The sequence below is a fragment of the Alloacidobacterium dinghuense genome (assembly GCF_014274465.1).
Lineage (GTDB): Bacteria > Acidobacteriota > Terriglobia > Terriglobales > Acidobacteriaceae > Alloacidobacterium > Alloacidobacterium dinghuense.
Genome location: NZ_CP060394.1, coordinates 3,689,424 through 3,705,113 on the forward strand (window position 1 = coordinate 3,689,424; position 15,690 = coordinate 3,705,113).

A 15,690-nucleotide genomic window follows, 5' to 3' on the forward strand; every position below is an offset into this window, starting at 1 on the left:
CGTGAGACTGTATCATGTCTCGACGATCTTCCCGATAGGCCAATCTCCAACCGCCTCCTCATCTCCAACTTCCAGTGCTAAATTCAATCGAGCTCGCCATGCCAGATGCGACGCTATCTCCAATAGAGACGCACACAACCGCATCTCGATTTGTTTCCATCGATCTTTCCAGTCCCTTGATTTCTCTTCTTCGATGAATACTCTGGCGCGGAGTTCCTGAGCGTCCACATTCCGCCGCGAGAGTTGTTCAGGTGCTTCGCTTTCGATTGCGTTCGCTATCCCATGAAGCACACTAGAGGCTTGCTCTTCCACTTCTCGAACAATCGCGTCTGGTTCCGCCGCTGCCAGCTTCATGTGCTGTAGAAGTCCAGTCTTCACCAACAGGAAGGCGCGCAACTCTGGCGAGAGCGTCCGAATGCTACGGTTCACAAGGCTTTCGCGCCGCATTTTGGGGAAAGATTCAAAAGCGTACAAATCAGCCAAATCTCGCAATTTGTCGAAATCACGGTTAATCCTGGAACTCGTCGCGGCCAGCCGTTGATTCGCCTCTTGAGGAGTCTCCGCCGCGACCGCCTTGAAGTCCGCCAGGTTCCGCAGCGTGCCCAGGAGCAAGCTACGGACAGATGAACCGGAGGTCTCTGCCCAGAGATGATCGAACACAAGCCACATCGCCACAATGCCTAACACGATACCCAGAACTGCGTCACGAGACGGCACAAGTGAGGTATTGATGGTGAACCTGTTAAGGTTCACCAGATTGTAGGACAGGATAATCTGAAACCCAGCGAATGCTATTCGCGGTCCAGAGGTGGCTATCCAAGAACCAACCCAAACGACCGACGCGGATAACAGAGCGAATTCCGCGATAGTGTTTAGCTGAGGGAGAATGAAGACCTCGGTTCCTAAGCTGATAACGCCTGCCCCCAGGACGAATCCGGCAAATCGGAGAGTCTGTCTCTGCCGGCCTCCGCCTGTCAATCGACGAGCAGTAAGGGTACATGTTAGGGTGGACGAAACAAGCCCCATCCAACCCGTGCTCATGTAGAAGAGATAGCAAAGAAAAGCAGAGAGCGTGCCGCGCACCGCAAATTTGATATGCTCCGGATTTTGAAGGGCGTCAGTAACAAACTCACTGATCGACGTCGTTGGGGCTGCTGCGGGGGAGCTCCAGTGGATGCGAAAACTCTCACTACAGAAGCTCTGAGTGATTAAACCCGTCGTGCGTTCAATTTCTATCAATATCGGATTTGATGAATGACTTGTAAAAGGAAGATCGATCCATTCCGGACACTCCATGCGCCCGAGGCTGGAACGAACCGAAGCCAGATTTCGCGCAATCGCTCGACAACGCTCCTGGTCCTCGACAGACAAGTCGGGAGCCGATTCGGCAAGATTCGAACCCAGCTCTATGAGCTGCCTTGTGAGAGCGATCACCGTTGCGAGCAAGTCGCGAAAGCCCGTGTCATAGCTCGGATTTGCGAGGTGCTGCCGCAAATCGTCCACACCTCTGGAAGCAGCGCGACCGAGCTGAATCCTCAACGCCGAGGAAGGAAAGTCTGCAAAGGAGGGTCGATTTAAGAGGGTTTCTACCAGACTCAAGCGGCGAGAAATTCCGTCGAGCACTATGTCCGGCGGGCTCTTCTTCGAGAATACAGTCTCAATCAGGACGCTAACAACACACCCTATAAGAATCGAGAGCAAGGTGTAGAGCGAAGATTCCACGCGTGTTTCAGCACGGATTGGATAGTCCCATAACCGGATTGCAATCGCGAGTATCGCGCTGAGAGTGAGAGACGCACTCGTAAAGTTCAAGCTGCTGATTACGTAGAATGCGGCGAAGAGGCTTACGATCACCCACATCACATGAAGAAATGGTGAGCCGGCCGTCAACATGCCACCGACGATGACTTCAGCAGTTCCGATTGAACAAGCCAAGGCAATCTGAAATGCAGTTTTCCGTGTGGCTTTCAGATTGTCGCGTGAAATCAATATCGGGAAGCTAGCGCCCAATACTGCGCCGGGAATGCGAAAAATCTCGGCCAGCAAGACTACGCTCGTACAAGCGAGCACCATTCTCGCTACCAAGGCGGGCCGTCCCGGGTACCACGTGAGTTCGGCGCGCAGCACCTCGATGAGATTCCGAACAGACGAGTTGGACCCGCTATATGTTGTCATCGCGAACTTCCGTGATCTCAGTTGGATCGCATCTTGACGATTGCGACCTGACCGACGCGAAGCGTCGCCGGAGGCGGATCGATGATCCTGATGCGTACCGGGTATCGCGACGCGAGACGCACCCAATTCAGCGTGCGCTGTGCATCCGGCAATCCCTCTGAAAGCTTTCCGACTACGTCCGGATCGGGTGTGACGCCAAAGCTCACACTCTCGACGACGCCACGATATTTTGCGTTCGTATCGGACATGAGGAAGACATCGACGGGGGTTCCAGCCCGGGTATGAGAAATTTGACTTTCTCTAAAATTCGCGAGAACCCACCAGGTCCTGTTGTCAATGAGTGTGAACAGTTGCGTGCCCACCTTTACGTATTGTCCCTCTGATGTGGTGAAGTTAGTAACACGGGCATCGAATGGCGCGAGCACGCTGCATTGCTCATAGTTGTATCGCGCTAATCGAACTGCCGCAGCTCTTTGCTCGCGCTGTGCGAGTAAAGGCGCCAGCACCAAAACCGAGTGTGCCGATTCCTTCACTTCGGCCCGGCTTTGTGAAATCTGCGCTTCAGCTTGCTCCTTCTGAGCCGAAGCGGCTAACAAACTCGCCTTCGCAAGTTGTAATTGAGACTTCGCTTGATCCACTGCCGCAACCTTCGCGTCGGCTGTGGTGCGAGCTTTGTGAACATCATCCACGGTTACGAATCCCTTCGCAAGAAGCGGCTCGACGCGATGAAAATTACCCATCGCGTAGCTCTCATCAGCCTGTGCTTGGGTGAGCGCAGCTTCCGATCGCGCAATCGCAGCTTTAGCGATCTCGATTTCGTCAGTCGCCCTAATCTCGTTAGCTAGGGCATTTTGCTCGCCCGCATGCGCCACATCCACTCGGTTCACTTCGGAAGAAATTCGACGGGATTCGTTTTCGATCTCGCCCTCCAGTTCTGCCTGAGCAGCGACCGCGTTCTGCAACGCATACAGGTATGGTCGATCGTCAATTTTGTAGAGCAAGCTGCCTTTCTTGACGAACTCGTTATCGTGAATTGGTAACTGCACGACCGGACCTTCAACCACGGGAGCAATCCCGATGAAATTCGCGGTAACTTCCGCATCATCCGTTCGCGGATACAACACGACCTCGCGAAGTACTAAACCAGCCGAGATTAGTGCGCCAACGACGATGCACGCGCTGATGATTGATCCTTTGCGTCGTATCGGCGATCCTGAGTTTGTTATCTGCATGGCCTTTTTCCTCTCTACCCGAACAAGATCAGCCAAAGCGAGCAACTGAAGAGACACAGAAGGGCAGAGTAGACAATTGGTAATGGCCAAAGTTGCTCCGTAAGCTTTTTCTTTGTGACATACGTGTGAACCAGGAACGTCAACGGAATCGCAATTGCAAGACATACAAGCCATGACGGGAAATACGATCCAAGGATGTTGAACTCTGGGGATCTGGAGCATCCGACAGTTGCCGGTGCCAACAGGCTTATCGCGAACCTCATCCACCTCCGGCGTCGGTTCGCGCAGCGCTCAAACAACTGATGATTCGAGCTCATGGATTTTTGCCTTTCGGATGATTTGCCAGCAGGTCGCCCGTTCGGAATTCAAGATCACTGAAGGTCTGGAGTACCTGAGTGCGGGCAGTGACGTCGATGGCGCGGGCTTGTGCCAAGGCATCTTCAGCAGCCAGCACATCCAGGAAATTGCGAACGCCGTCTTTGTACGACTCCAGCGCCGCCGAGTATGCTTCGGACGAAGCACTCAATAGGGCTGCCGCCGCCTGTCTTTGCTCCAGCGCTGTTGCCGCATCCGAGTAGTCGTTCCAGACCTGATTTGTAATCTCGTCTTGACGATCGCGAATCTCTTCCATCGCTGTTTTCTCCCCAGCCTTCGCCTGACGAATGCTGTTTTCGCGCCGAAATCCGTCGAAAACCGTCCATTTCAGAGCGAGTGTGGCAGCGTAGGTTGGAGTGTGTGCGTAAGTGCCAGGGTAGCCATATTGCTCTCCGAAGCCGCGGATCCAGCCTTTCGAACCTTCAAATGTCAGCGATGGGTAATAGGAGGTGTGCGCATGTTTTACTTCGGCCTGCGCCGCGCTCACACGAGCCTGGTCGGCCTGCAGGTCGGGGCGATCTTTGAATGCCGTGTTTATGGCATCCTCGACTGATTGATCCAGTTTGTCCGGAATTCTCAGTTGATCGAGCGGTTCCACTTTCAACGGCTTCACCGGATTCGCGGTAATAGCCCTGGCGAGATTTCCGATTTCGACTTGCTCAGCCCCGATCGCACTCTTCAAATCATAGAGTGCTTTTGCTGTCGCAGCCTTAGCCTCCAGCACTTCCGGCACGGTAGCAAGTCCGTTATTACGTCGCTCCTGCGCTGCTGCCTCGGACGTCTGGGCGTCCTTAAGGGAGACCTCTGCTGCTTCCCGCAATCCTCTTGCTCTGAGCAGGCTGAAGTATGCTTGGCTAACTTGTCGGATAAGTTCCAGATGCTCATTGTTGAACGACAGGTTTGCGGCAACAAGTCGTGCTTGAGCTGCGCTAATCTCCGTATGCCGCGCACCGAAGTCTACAAGCGTATAAGCCAGATGGACATCTATATCAAAAATGGCCCAGTCCTGCAGGACAAAGGTTCGATAAAAGAGTTGTGGGTTGAGATAATTTGTTCCGGACACCGCTGCGATGATCGTCGGATACAATTCGCTCTTCGCGATTCCGACCGAGGCGGCATTCATCTTAGCTCGATTCCAAGCTGCTTGTGTTGCGGGGCTATTTGATTCTGCAATGTCAATCAACTCACCCAGGCTGTAAACGTGCTCGCCATCTATTTGCACTTCGTGAGGAGGTACAGCAATTGTGTGGCGCTCCAGTGTCCGGTGGTCGGGGAGCCAAGGCTCATTCGGCGTAGTCGGAGCCTTTTGGCCCCATGCTGCAGACGATAGAAACGATGTCATCGTCACGGCAGCCGCAAGCAGCCTTATGACGATTGCGCCCGACGAAGTATTCTTGGCTTGATGACCCGATCTCATATCAAGTACTTTCCTTCATTCGTTCGCCGCGGGTCTTGCACAAGGTTGCTGTTCTATACTTCGCATTTCGTCGAAAACTTCAGTAAGACGTGCATGCAGGCAGTGCCAAACGAGGCAACTGAGCCGTAGCTGTGATATTCGGGATTCAGACCACTGTCACTGATTCGTAAAGGTAGGCAGCGCTCGTGCAGTTGACCCCATGACCAGCCCTGACTGCAACGTGTGGCATAGCGCATCTCCTATTTCACGAGATAAGTAAGCTTCTGGGTGATAGAGCACCGATACCCACGACCGACTAACGCGCGTTGTCCAGACCAAAATACATAGTTGCCATTAAGCCAGAAGAGTGGAGGCAAATCTATTGAACAAAGGTATTCATTGATACCTTGGTAGCATGCATGACATCTGACGAGAAGGGGGAGAAGCGAACAATTCCACAATGGCATCGACGACACCTTGTGTCGGGCGCGTTAGGTAGAATCTGAGACTATTGCTGGTACGCGATAGGACTGGCTTACTTATCGAGACTATTGTGCGGACAGTTCTTCCTGGACTTTGCTCAGTGCCGATTGATACCGCAGAACGCGACGCGCAGATTCGGTGCGAGGATGTCTCGTAAGCCAGGTGTATCCTTCATCGCGATTCATCACTTTCGAAAGTGGCAGCGAATGCCGGCTTGGTGACAGCGAAAGAGAGATCACTCAGTGTCGCGCTCAAACTGTCGGACACACTCAACGAGCATGGTAGCCGTACAAGACTCCCCCATCTCGGTATTGAACATTGTGTGGTACAGGTGGGGTTCCGGCCATTTCAGCCCGAGATACTGCCGGACGAACGCAACTCGCGCCTTATCCGTTGTGTCGATCTGTTCGATTGCCTCGTCCTGAGATGCGCCCCTGGAGATCAGTCTGCGGATCTTGTGATCGCGAGATGAATAGAGAAAGACACGGAAGACATCCTTGCGACTACGCAGGAAAAACTGTGAACCTCGCCCGACGATCACCGAGGGTCCGCTGGAAAGGGCGGTCTTGACGGCTATTTCCGAGACTTCGGCGATCCGGCGCGCATCGAGCAAGTGCAGCCGGTTGGTGGGCGGCAAGCCTCCCTCAAATCCGCCCCGAAGGAAATCTTTGAATATCCTGTATACGGCAGGATCGGTTCGCCATTCTCTCCGCTCGACTGCTTCCCGCGTACTCTCGGTCAGCCGCGCGATTTCCTGTGTCAGTCGGTCGTCCCACAGACTCCATCCAAGGCGGCTGGCGACCAAACTGGCAATCTCGGATGCTCCGCAGCCGAACTCGCGCTCAATTGTTATGGCTTGAATCATTGCGTTTATCCTCAACCCGCCGCGACCTGTCCGCCCGCTCCTGGATCATTCTTCTTCAAGAAAAATGCGAGAACGAACATGATGGAGCAGAGCGCGCCCAAGATCCAGAAGACGTCCATATAGCACAGTGCGCCAACTTGTCGCTGCACCAATTGGTAGAACCTCGCAATTGCCTGGTCGCGAGCGTCCTTCGTCTGCAGCCCAGAGTGGGCGATTTTTGAGCCCACAGCAGCAAGTGCTAAACGGTACGCGGGGGAATCGGGAGTGAGGTGGCCGACGAGAATTTGCTGGTGATATTGAGCTCGTCGGGTAATCATCGTGGTCACAACGGAAGTTCCGATACTGCCGCCTATATTGCGCATGAAATTGATCATGCCGGAGACGCTATTGCCTTTCTCTGGAGGAACCCCGATATAACCCGCTGCGGTGATGGGAACAAACAGGAATCCAATTCCTATGACTTGCGCGGTGCGGAGCCACATCGCAAACTTGAAGCTCACGAACAAGTCAATCTGGTTCGCGCAATAGAACAGTCCAATGGCAAGGCACAGCCATCCCGTCGCGATCAGCCACCTGGCTTGAATCTTGGATGTGAGCCGGCCGACAATGGGCATCATCACCAGCAGAACAATTCCGCCACCGGACAGGACGAGGCCGGCAAGCTCTGCTGTGTAACCCATCAGCGACTGCAGGAATGCCGGGATCAAGACCAGGGTGCTGAAGAGCATGAAGCCCATCATGAACATCATCAAGTTAGCAGCGGCGAAGTTGAAGCTCTTGAACATGCGGACGTCGATAATCGGCTCCTTGTGGACCCACTCCCAGATGACCAGTGAGACAAGGCAGACGCTTGCCGTTATTACCAGAGTCGTGATGAAGTGCGAGCCGAACCAATCGTCTTCCTGTCCCTTGTCCAGAAGTATCTGCAGCGAACCCACTCCCAACGTCAGCAAGGATATTCCGATGTAGTCCACCCGGATGCCCCCTCTCTTTAAGCGTTGGAGGAACGGCGGATCGTCGACCAGCATGTGCGTCAAAAAAAGAGCGAGGAGCACCGGGGGCAGCGTGATGAAAAATATCCAGCGCCATGAATAGCTGTCAGTAATCCAGCCGCCCAGCATCGGCCCGACTGTAGGGGCGAGAACTGCAGTAATGCCATAAACGGCAAACGCCGAGCCACGCTGCTCCGGGGGAAACGAGTCGTTGAGAATGGCCTGCGCCATCGGTTGTAGTCCGCCGCCACCGATGCCTTGCACAGCTCGAAACAAGAGCAATAGCGGCAGGTTGGGTGCTAAGCCGCAAAGCAGCGAACACACGGTGAAAATAGTAAGCGATATCATGAAGTACCGCTTGCGACCGATCAACTCCGCGAGCCATCCGCTGATGGGTAAGACGATCGCGTTCGCAGCAAGGTACGAGGTGAGTACCCAGGTGCTGTCGTCGTAGCTGGCTCCCAGGCCTCCGGCGATATAAGGCAAGGCAACGTTGGCAACGCTCGTGTCCAGGACTTCGATAAACGCCGCCAGCGACACAGTGGCTGCGATCGCCCAGGGATTCACTTTGGGACGCCAGACCACGTGCTCCGACGGAAGAGCCAATGCTGTGGCGCTCATCGTAAGTACACCTTGGCTTCGACATTCTCACCCGGCCGAAGCTGGCGGTCACCATTTTCGCCGGGATCGAGAACGATCTTCACGGGAACACGCTGAACGATTTTCACGTAGTTGCCTGTTGCGTTTTCCGGTGGCAGCAGGCTAAAGGTTGGTCCCGTCGCTCCCTCGATGCTGTCCACATGACCGTGATATGTGCGGCCATTCGAGTCGAGTTCGATATCTGCTTTCTGGCCCACGCGCATGTGTTTGAGTTGGGTCTCTTTGAAATTCGCGGTGATCCACACCTGATCCAGGGGAACGACCGTGAGCAGTTGCTCGCCGGGGTCGACATTCAATCCGACGACAACCTTTTTCGTGACCTCCCCGGTTACAGGTGCGAATATCTTGGTGTATCCCAGATTCAACTGCGCTTGCTCGACAGCGGCCCTTTTCTGGTTTACGTCTGCCGTGGCCGAAAGGGCTTTGGCGCGCGTTGAGGCAACGCGTTGCGGCCCGGCCTGGGCATCTTCGTAGCGTGCCTCAGCCTCAGTGAGGCGGCTGCGCGCTTCTTGAACGGCTTGTTGAGCGGCGGCCTCGTCTGCTTCTGCCGCGGCTACGGCGGCGACATCGGTCGCTGCTGCGGCATAAGCATGGTCGTAGACTTGCTTCGGTACCTCCTCCTTCGCGAGCAGTAAGCGATAGCGGGTGACGTCATCTTGAGCTTTTACATTTTCCGCTTGCGCTTCCAAAACGCGGGCGTGCGCGGCGGCTTCTTGTTTTTCCGCTGCCCGGATCGCTGCTTCCGCGTTCTTAATATCCGAGGACGTGAATTTCAATTGGCTTGAGGTATCGACGGAAGATATGGGCACATCGATATTCGAACCTTTCGCGGAGGCCTCTGAAGTGTCGAGTGTTGCCTGAGCTCTTGCCAATGCCACTTCATAGTCTTTTGGATCGATTTCCACGAGTGTGAAACCTTGATCGACCCATTGATTGTCCTCAACGTTGACCTTCTGGACATATCCGGAGATGCGAGCACTGACAGGGTAAAGATGGACGTCCACCTGCGCATCGTCGGTGGATTCGAAGCCGGAAAGATAGTGCCAAAAGAGCGCACCAGCAACGGCCAGAACAACGAACGCGGCAAAAAATATCCAACGCTTGTGGGATCGCCTCCTCGGATAAGCCGAAGTTAACGAGTCGGCTGCGCCGGCGTTGGCCGCTGGTGCGTTTCGCCCTGGCGGATTCGCTTGTGGCGGATTCGCTTGTGGCGGATTCGCTTGTGGCGGATTCGTTGCCGGATTTTGCTCAGCCGTACTCATTTACCCTCCACGTATTCAGCAAAGCGTGATTCCGCGACGCCGGTCGACCTTGCCAGAGATATTTTTGCAACGTTGTAGCTATAAAGACTGGCAATATAGGCGTCACTAGCGATTGCCAGCGCATCTTGCGCTTGAACGACTTCAATGTTGTCTGTAACTCCCGAAGTGAATCGATCGCGAGATTGTTCCAGGTTCTGAGTGGCCAGCATTACCGCGCTTTTCTCGACAGACACTTCTTGCGCAGTTGCGTCCAGGTCGAGATAAGCGTCGCGAATTTCTTGATCGATCCTGGCTCGCAGGTCCTCCAACCGCTGTCTTTCCCTTGTGAGCGAAGCGTCGGCCCGGAGAATATCCCCGTGTACTCTTCCACCCTGAAAAATAGGAATGCGGAGCGTGGCAGCCGCATCAACAGTGCCGTGCGACGAGCCCGGGTTAACTCCTGAGAGACCATAGTCGGTTTCCACGCCTACCGATGGATAACGCTCAGCAGACGCGGCTTTTCTCACGAGCTCAGCCGATCGGACCTGATTCATCTGACTCTGAAAATCGGCGCGAGCTTTGTAGGCGCTTTGGATCGCTTCATCGAGACTCGAGGCCGTCAGCTCCTGGTAAGGGACCTGGGTGGTTATCTCGAACGTTTGGCCCGGAGGGAGACCGATGGCTCGGGCCAAAACCAATTTCTGCTTCGCTAAATTATTTCGCGCGACAATCAGTTTTTGTTCGCGTGATTGCAGTTGAACCTCTGATCGCAGAACATCCACGGCCGAAGCAAGGCCTGCAGTCTTCTGGTCGGATGCCTGTTGAAACAGTGCTTTGGCGGTATCTCGTTGCGATGTGGCAGACTCAACTTCCGATTGATCGGCGATGACCTGCAAATAGTTGGAGACAATGACAAGAACGATAAGCTCGCGAGCATCTTTGGAGCTGAACTCTGCGGACTTCAGCTGCGCCCTTGAAGATCGCGCCCGCTCGATGGATGTCCAATCAAAAGCGGATTGCGTGAAATAAGCCCGCGAGTCGAAATAACCAAATGGGCCAATGATCGGAGGTTCTCCGGGAATGGTCAGACCGAAGGCCGCCTTTACATTGATCTGATGAACTCCGAAACCCGTATCAGTGATTACATGCGGAAGCAACTCGCTCAACGCTTGCCAGCGTTGTCCCAGCGCGTCGGTGACGGTATCCGTGGCCAGCACTCCACCGAGATTTTGCTTCAGCCCGAGGGCGACAGCGTCGTCGAGCGAAAGCGCCACTGGGGTTGCGCTGAGCTTTCCTGCAGGAACCCCTCCGAGGTACGGATTCTGCGACAGGCTCTGATAGTTATTCTGCCCGGTTTGAACGGCTGCCCGTGGCGTTCCTGTTACTTCGGCCAGAGCAATCGGATTGTATGGCGCCGGCGTAGCAGGCGGGCTGTATTGCGCAAGGGCCCCCACTCCGCCGAGAAGTGCAGGACTGAGCAGTAGTAGCTTGTTCCAGGATAGGCACCGCATGTCGTAATCCTTGGTAGAGATATTTCGCTTCCCTTGTCGTCCAGACAGAAACAGTTTCGCAACCATTCCGTATTCGGACCCGCCCCGGTCTCATGCGAAGGGTGTCCGACCGGGAGCCTCCTCAAAGCGTTCGCGTGTAAAGCCAGACATACGCGAGCGCGCCTGTTAAGACGGTGACTAAGGTGATGCAAATCCCGAGAATCGTACCGGCGTTTTCTCGGGCCCTTTCAGCGCATACATCCGGATCGAGGTAACGAATCGCCCGCATAATCTCGGCATCGGTCAGGCGTTCATCAAACATCAATATCGTTCCTCTTATTCGTTACTCCGCCGCATTGGTGTCCGCTCCATCTTGACCCATTCACGAATGTAGGCGCGGCCGTTCTGAGTTCGTCTCCGTTCGCTTCATGGACCGCCAGGAGCTGTACGGCCTCGCGGTCGACGATAAAAAAGTCTTCGAGGTCAATGGCCACTACGCTTCTTTCCTCTTCCAGAAAGGTCCGAAGCGTGCTCACATCCTGTTCAGCAATCCGTTCGTTGATGCCCAGGACGACGAGATCCTCTCTGATGACAAGCCGGTCGATTCTGCAGTTCGTTGTAGCTTTACCTTCGCACCCTTTGCGTTTCTCGCCGTTCTCCCCGAGCGGCTCCATCTGCTTGTGAATCCGGCCGGTTCGTTAACGGAAAAGCAAAACCTACAACTGAATTACCCCGCGACGTAAGGCGATAGCGAGTGCCTGGGTTCGATCATTGGCGCCCAGCTTGTCCAAAATGTGCCTCATGTGAGCCTTTACCGTCTCCTCGGCGATGAAAAGCCTCTCCGCGATTTCACGGTTGCGATGTCCGTCGACTAAGTGACGAAGAACCTCCACCTCACGATCGGTAAGCAGCTCGTCGCTGTAATGTTCCGCCAACTGGGCCATGATGGGGGCCGGAATTTTCCTCTTGCCCGCATGAACTTGGCGGATGACATCGACCAGTTCGCTGGAAGGCATACTCTTGAGCAGGTAAGCTTGCGCCCCTTCTGCCAAGGCTCGCCGAATCTCGTTCTCGCGCGCGAAAGCAGTGAGGATCACAAAACGTGCGCCAGGAAACTCGGTGCGTATGGCGATCATGAACTCGATGCCGCTTATGTCTGGAAGCCTGAGATCCATAAGAATGACGTCAGCCCCGTGATTACGAAAATAGTCAATCGTCTCGCGTCCCGTGGAAAGTTGGGCCACCAACTCCATATCTTGTTGAGCATTGATAACGCTGGCCACTCCGAGACGCCACACGGGGTGGTCATCAAGATTCAAAACCCTGATCTTGTCGCTCATACTTCCTCCACTTTCGATGTCCTCGACTCGACTCTCTAAAAAGCAAACCTTATGCCTAGACCTCCTCGACGTTCTCAGCACTCATCGGTTCAATGGGTTTGTCGTTCATGTTCATCCTCCTTTGCAGTTGAATAGGCTGGATTATTCCATTCGTCGCAAGAATCGTGCCTAATCTACAGCCACGAAGTTCCGCCAAAACCGAATATAAGTTCTTCACTCAACTTGGCGGCACCGATGGGATTCAAACCGCTGAACGCTGAATAAGCTTCTTTCGCGCCCGAAGAAGCCTCGACTTCGCGGCTGCGGACGAGACATCGAGTGTGTGGGCCATTTGCTTCATCGAACACTCCTGCGAAACCCAAATCCAGATTGCATTGCGTGATTTCGGATCTAGTCGTTCTATTGCGCTGAACATCCGGTTGCGTCGCTGTTTCAGATCGCAGATCTCTTCGGGATTCGGAGCCGTATCGTAGATATCGAAGGTGTGAACGTCCGCTCCCGATTCGGGCGATTGTTGGAGCCGCACCTCAACGCGGGTACGGCGTCTACGTATGGTCATGAGTGCAGAGTTAATGGCGATCCTGGATAACCAAGTAAAGAATTGTGACTTTCCTTCAAAGGAATCGATTGCCACGAAGGCGCGAAGGAAGGTATTCTGCAACGCATCTTCCGCGTCTTCACGGTTTCTAGTGATCGAAAGAATTCGCTTATAAAGGCGATACGAGTAAAGTCTCTGGAGCTCGTCGAAAGCAGCGCCTGATCCGGCTCGCGCCGCAGCGACAAGTTCCCCATCTCGACGGCCTATGTGCTCCATTTCGGCTATTCCTGATGTTGAGTAAAATCCTGCAGAATGCATCACCAAGCTCCTTCAACTTGTGTATCTCGGGCCAACGTAGAGAAAGGTTGAGACTTAAAAGCTTTGTCGATAGCCTGTCTACTTCAGTTACTCCAACAAACGTGGAACTGCCCAATGCCCGTGGGATCTGCGGCGGTGGGTACGATTTCACCCGATGCGATCAGCCGCTTGAGCCTGATTTCTTCGTCAAGTACGGCAATTATGGCTTCCAGATCGCTGCTCTCCAGATCGCCCTCTCTAAGGGTGCGAACACGATAGTCGTCGATGTCACTGCTGAATTTGAATGTTATTGATCCTCTCATCGCCGTTCCTCCGCGTGACTTGCGTAGCTGATTCGGTCTCGAATCAACTTCAGTCATTAAGCCAGATGTTCAACGTCGAGTCGATTGGACTAAGGTATTTATGGATACTTTCGTATCGATCGGCGCCGGTCGCGCGTATCCTTGACTTCTGTGCCTTCAGCCTTGGGAATAGGCTCCCACTAAGGGTAGAGAAACGGTATGGAGTGAGCCGGCCCGGTGCTTCGCACCGGGTTTATTCCGACACTCCCAAACAACTAAACTCTTCGATCTCTCCTGCGCTCTGTTGCTGGCCCAATTCATCAGCCTGGTGGCGGGTGAGCAAGTTCAGCTTCAGCAGGTCATCATGAATCTTGTGTGGAACGCCGTAGACGCGATGATCACTATCGAGGATCGTTCAAGGCAGTTGATGATCAAGACGGAGTCCAACGATGGCCTGACCGTTCACTTGACAGTGGAAGGTTGTCGGCGAGTTCATGACGCAGAATGACCCTGCTTCTCTGCAGGTCAGTCAACGACAAAACGATCCACTTCGCGCGTGGCTTCATTCAGGTCACAGGGCTCGGCAACGACAGTCTTCCTCTTGAAGGGAGCCCGCAGGCGTGTAATCACGTCGGAGGCTCGATTTTCGTCGCGAATTGTGACGGCCGGCGGTGCAGGATGCTGGCGCATTGGCTTCGCCCCTGATGTCGTCGATCGGCTCTTCGAATCGTTCTACACAACCAAAGACGATGGCATGGGTGTCGGGCCCTCTCATAGATCAGTGGATACCAAAGTACACTAGACGTTACGAAGCCATCAGCGGATTATGGCTTCTAGGGTGCTCCAAGAAGGAACTCAGTGGGATTGTGGATGCGCAGCGAAGATTAGCTTGAACGGCAAACTCGGAAGGCTATAAAACGACGCCGTCGGAATGGTCGGTCTCAGTATTGATAAATATAGTTCTTCGATGGGTAAGAAATCGAGAATGAATATACGTTCAGTTGTGTCGGTAGTTGATGATGACGAATCGGTACGCGAGTCATTACCTGATCTCTTGATGGAGCTCGGATATGCGCCTCGGGCATTCTCTTCTGCGGAGGAGTTTCTAGCATCGGATAGTCTCTCGGAGACGAAATGCCTTATCTTGGACATTGCCATGCCGGGGATGACTGGGCCCAATCTGCACGGCGAGTTGAAGCGCCGGCGGGCGAAGATCCCGATCATTTTTATCACTGCGCAGAGAGACGAAGCTGTGCGGTCGCGCGCGATCGAAGAAGGCGCGGTTGATTGCTTGTTCAAGCCTTTCAGCGATACGGCCCTGATCGTTGCCCTGAATGCTGCCTTCAAGGCGCAATGAGTGATCTATCTACCTTCTTGTTGCGGATATACAATGGTGCCTGCGAGTACACATGGCTACGAAGGGAGGCCCTTCCCCATGTCGCAAACCTCACCGATCGTCTTCGTCGTCGATGACGATGTATCCGTTCGCGAATCGCTCGAACTTCTGATTCGCCATGAAGGCCTTGCAGTGGAGACCTTCACCTCGGCGCAGGATTTCCTTGCACGCCCCCACACTTCAGTGCCAAGTTGCTTGGTGCTGGACGTCTCTCTTCCGGACCTGAATGGCCTCGATTTGCAGAAGAGAATTGCGCAGGAACGCCACGACATGCCCATTATTTTCATCACCGGCCATGGGGATATACCGATGACAGTGCAGGCGATGAAGGCGGGCGCCGTCGAGTTTCTCACCAAACCCTTCGACGACGCAGTTCTGTTGAACGCCATTCGCAATGCGATCGAGCGCAGCAGAGTCTTGCTTGGCCGTGAGGCTGAGATTCGGGAATTGAGAGCCAGATATGCCCGTCTCACCTCGCGTGAGCGCGAGGTGATGGCACTTGTTGTTGCTGGCGTGCCAAACAAGCAAGTTGGTAGCGAACTAGGCATCACCGAGATTACCGTCAAAGCACATCGCGGCCGTCTGATGCGAAAGATGAAGGCGGAATCTCTCCCAGCACTGGTGAGCATGGCAGCGCGCCTTCGCCTGATGCGAGCTGCTCCCAATGTTGTGGCTGCGGCCAAATAAGTCGTCCTCCGGCTCAGCCCAGCACTACTCCTTGCTTCTCTCCCTTACAACTCAATCGCCCCAGCTATACCAAGGTATCCAATAATACTTTCGTATCATGTAGCCTTCGCAGATCTCGATCCTTCTCCGGCATCTCTATGTTGCATGTCCGAACCAGATGGTAAGTGGATGGGTTCCCGGGGCTCGGCGCGGATGAGGGGCATACTGACCTGAGCCGAAGA

16 protein-coding genes are annotated in these 15,690 nt (G+C 54.3%); 3 read left to right on the forward strand and 13 right to left on the reverse strand.

The features are described 5' to 3' along the window. Positions 1 to 12 precede the first annotated feature (12 nt). The 9 genes from H7849_RS15195 to H7849_RS15235 form a co-directional block, all read right to left on the reverse strand. Positions 13 to 2,175, reverse strand: coding sequence for an FUSC family protein (locus tag H7849_RS15195; RefSeq protein ID WP_186740419.1), 2,163 nt, complete (start codon positions 2,173 to 2,175; stop codon positions 13 to 15). A gap of 17 nt (positions 2,176 to 2,192) precedes the next feature. Continuing rightward, positions 2,193 to 3,407 carry an HlyD family efflux transporter periplasmic adaptor subunit gene (locus tag H7849_RS15200; protein ID WP_186740420.1) on the reverse strand — a complete coding sequence of 405 codons (1,215 nt, stop codon included), beginning with the start codon at positions 3,405 to 3,407 and terminating at the stop codon, positions 2,193 to 2,195. Between the two features lie 14 nt (positions 3,408 to 3,421). Further along, positions 3,422 to 3,724, reverse strand: a complete 303-nt coding sequence (locus tag H7849_RS27500) for a YtcA family lipoprotein (RefSeq protein ID WP_432756496.1) — start codon at positions 3,722 to 3,724, stop codon at positions 3,422 to 3,424. After that, positions 3,721 to 5,199 (reverse strand): TolC family protein, encoded by a 1,479-nt coding sequence (locus H7849_RS15210; protein ID WP_186740422.1) that lies wholly within the window; start codon positions 5,197 to 5,199, stop codon positions 3,721 to 3,723. Before H7849_RS15210 ends, H7849_RS27500 begins: the two co-directional genes overlap by 4 nt. A 697-nt stretch (positions 5,200 to 5,896) precedes the next feature. Next, complete coding sequence (locus H7849_RS15215) at positions 5,897 to 6,526, reverse strand: cytidylate kinase-like family protein (RefSeq protein ID WP_186740423.1); 630 nt, start codon at positions 6,524 to 6,526, stop codon at positions 5,897 to 5,899. A gap of 11 nt (positions 6,527 to 6,537) precedes the next feature. Further along, entirely contained in the window at positions 6,538 to 8,139 is a 1,602-nt protein-coding gene (locus H7849_RS15220; protein WP_186740424.1) for a DHA2 family efflux MFS transporter permease subunit, read from the reverse strand. Continuing rightward, on the reverse strand, positions 8,136 to 9,440 hold the full coding sequence (locus tag H7849_RS15225; RefSeq protein ID WP_186740425.1) for an HlyD family secretion protein: 1,305 nt from the start codon (positions 9,438 to 9,440) through the stop codon (positions 8,136 to 8,138). Before H7849_RS15225 ends, H7849_RS15220 begins: the two co-directional genes overlap by 4 nt. Then, positions 9,437 to 10,930: a TolC family protein gene (locus tag H7849_RS15230; protein WP_186740426.1), complete on the reverse strand. Its 1,494-nt coding sequence runs from the start codon at positions 10,928 to 10,930 to the stop codon at positions 9,437 to 9,439. Before H7849_RS15230 ends, H7849_RS15225 begins: the two co-directional genes overlap by 4 nt. Positions 10,931 to 11,051: 121 nt before the next feature. Then, entirely contained in the window at positions 11,052 to 11,231 is a 180-nt protein-coding gene (locus tag H7849_RS15235; protein WP_186740427.1) for a hypothetical protein, read from the reverse strand. A 106-nt stretch (positions 11,232 to 11,337) separates the two neighbouring features. On the opposite strand from H7849_RS15235, the gene H7849_RS15240 reads away from it, so the two are divergent. Then, the gene (locus tag H7849_RS15240) at positions 11,338 to 11,652 is read left to right on the forward strand and encodes a hypothetical protein (RefSeq protein WP_186740428.1); all 315 of its coding nucleotides are present in this window, start codon (positions 11,338 to 11,340) and stop codon (positions 11,650 to 11,652) included. Here the strand turns inward: H7849_RS15240 and H7849_RS15245 are convergent. The 4 genes from H7849_RS15245 to H7849_RS15260 form a co-directional block, all read right to left on the reverse strand. After that, entirely contained in the window at positions 11,626 to 12,249 is a 624-nt protein-coding gene (locus tag H7849_RS15245) for a response regulator (protein WP_186740430.1), read from the reverse strand. The two genes, H7849_RS15240 and H7849_RS15245, sit on opposite strands and share 27 nt — an antisense overlap. Positions 12,250 to 12,490: 241 nt before the next feature. Continuing rightward, a complete protein-coding gene (locus tag H7849_RS15250) occupies positions 12,491 to 13,063 on the reverse strand; it encodes an RNA polymerase sigma factor (RefSeq protein ID WP_186740432.1) in 573 nt (190 codons plus the stop codon). Positions 13,064 to 13,188: 125 nt separating this feature from the next. After that, positions 13,189 to 13,407: a hypothetical protein gene (locus H7849_RS15255; protein ID WP_186740434.1), complete on the reverse strand. Its 219-nt coding sequence runs from the start codon at positions 13,405 to 13,407 to the stop codon at positions 13,189 to 13,191. A gap of 504 nt (positions 13,408 to 13,911) precedes the next feature. Next, positions 13,912 to 14,076, reverse strand: a complete 165-nt coding sequence (locus tag H7849_RS15260; RefSeq protein ID WP_186740436.1) for a hypothetical protein — start codon at positions 14,074 to 14,076, stop codon at positions 13,912 to 13,914. A 295-nt stretch (positions 14,077 to 14,371) separates the two neighbouring features. Between H7849_RS15260 and H7849_RS15265 the strand changes: the two genes are divergently transcribed. Together H7849_RS15265 and H7849_RS15270 are read left to right on the forward strand one after the other, a co-directional pair. Then, a complete protein-coding gene (locus H7849_RS15265; RefSeq protein ID WP_186740438.1) occupies positions 14,372 to 14,743 on the forward strand; it encodes a response regulator in 372 nt (123 codons plus the stop codon). Between the two features lie 78 nt (positions 14,744 to 14,821). Further along, the gene (locus tag H7849_RS15270; protein WP_186740440.1) at positions 14,822 to 15,469 is read left to right on the forward strand and encodes a response regulator transcription factor; all 648 of its coding nucleotides are present in this window, start codon (positions 14,822 to 14,824) and stop codon (positions 15,467 to 15,469) included. The last annotated feature ends 221 nt before the right edge of the window (positions 15,470 to 15,690 follow it).

Bases quoted from the DNA above. Each gene is read 5' to 3' on its own strand.
- H7849_RS15220 (WP_186740424.1), bottom strand. From the start codon at position 8,139: ATGAGCGCCACAGCATTGGCTCTTCCGTCGGAGCACGTGGTCTGGCGT.
- H7849_RS15260 (WP_186740436.1), bottom strand. From the start codon at position 14,076: ATGCGCCAGCATCCTGCACCGCCGGCCGTCACAATTCGCGACGAAAAT.
- H7849_RS15270 (WP_186740440.1), top strand. From the start codon at position 14,822: ATGTCGCAAACCTCACCGATCGTCTTCGTCGTCGATGACGATGTATCC.
- H7849_RS15250 (WP_186740432.1), bottom strand. From the start codon at position 13,063: ATGGAGCACATAGGCCGTCGAGATGGGGAACTTGTCGCTGCGGCGCGA.
- H7849_RS15265 (WP_186740438.1), top strand. From the start codon at position 14,372: ATGAATATACGTTCAGTTGTGTCGGTAGTTGATGATGACGAATCGGTA.
- H7849_RS15215 (WP_186740423.1), bottom strand. From the start codon at position 6,526: ATGATTCAAGCCATAACAATTGAGCGCGAGTTCGGCTGCGGAGCATCC.
- H7849_RS15245 (WP_186740430.1), bottom strand. From the start codon at position 12,249: ATGAGCGACAAGATCAGGGTTTTGAATCTTGATGACCACCCCGTGTGG.
- H7849_RS15210 (WP_186740422.1), bottom strand. From the start codon at position 5,199: ATGAGATCGGGTCATCAAGCCAAGAATACTTCGTCGGGCGCAATCGTC.
- H7849_RS15225 (WP_186740425.1), bottom strand. From the start codon at position 9,440: ATGAGTACGGCTGAGCAAAATCCGGCAACGAATCCGCCACAAGCGAAT.
- H7849_RS27500 (WP_432756496.1), bottom strand. From the start codon at position 3,724: ATGAGCTCGAATCATCAGTTGTTTGAGCGCTGCGCGAACCGACGCCGG.
- H7849_RS15200 (WP_186740420.1), bottom strand. From the start codon at position 3,407: ATGCAGATAACAAACTCAGGATCGCCGATACGACGCAAAGGATCAATC.
- H7849_RS15255 (WP_186740434.1), bottom strand. From the start codon at position 13,407: ATGAGAGGATCAATAACATTCAAATTCAGCAGTGACATCGACGACTAT.
- H7849_RS15235 (WP_186740427.1), bottom strand. From the start codon at position 11,231: ATGTTTGATGAACGCCTGACCGATGCCGAGATTATGCGGGCGATTCGT.
- H7849_RS15230 (WP_186740426.1), bottom strand. From the start codon at position 10,930: ATGCGGTGCCTATCCTGGAACAAGCTACTACTGCTCAGTCCTGCACTT.
- H7849_RS15240 (WP_186740428.1), top strand. From the start codon at position 11,338: ATGGACCGCCAGGAGCTGTACGGCCTCGCGGTCGACGATAAAAAAGTC.
- H7849_RS15195 (WP_186740419.1), bottom strand. From the start codon at position 2,175: ATGACAACATATAGCGGGTCCAACTCGTCTGTTCGGAATCTCATCGAG.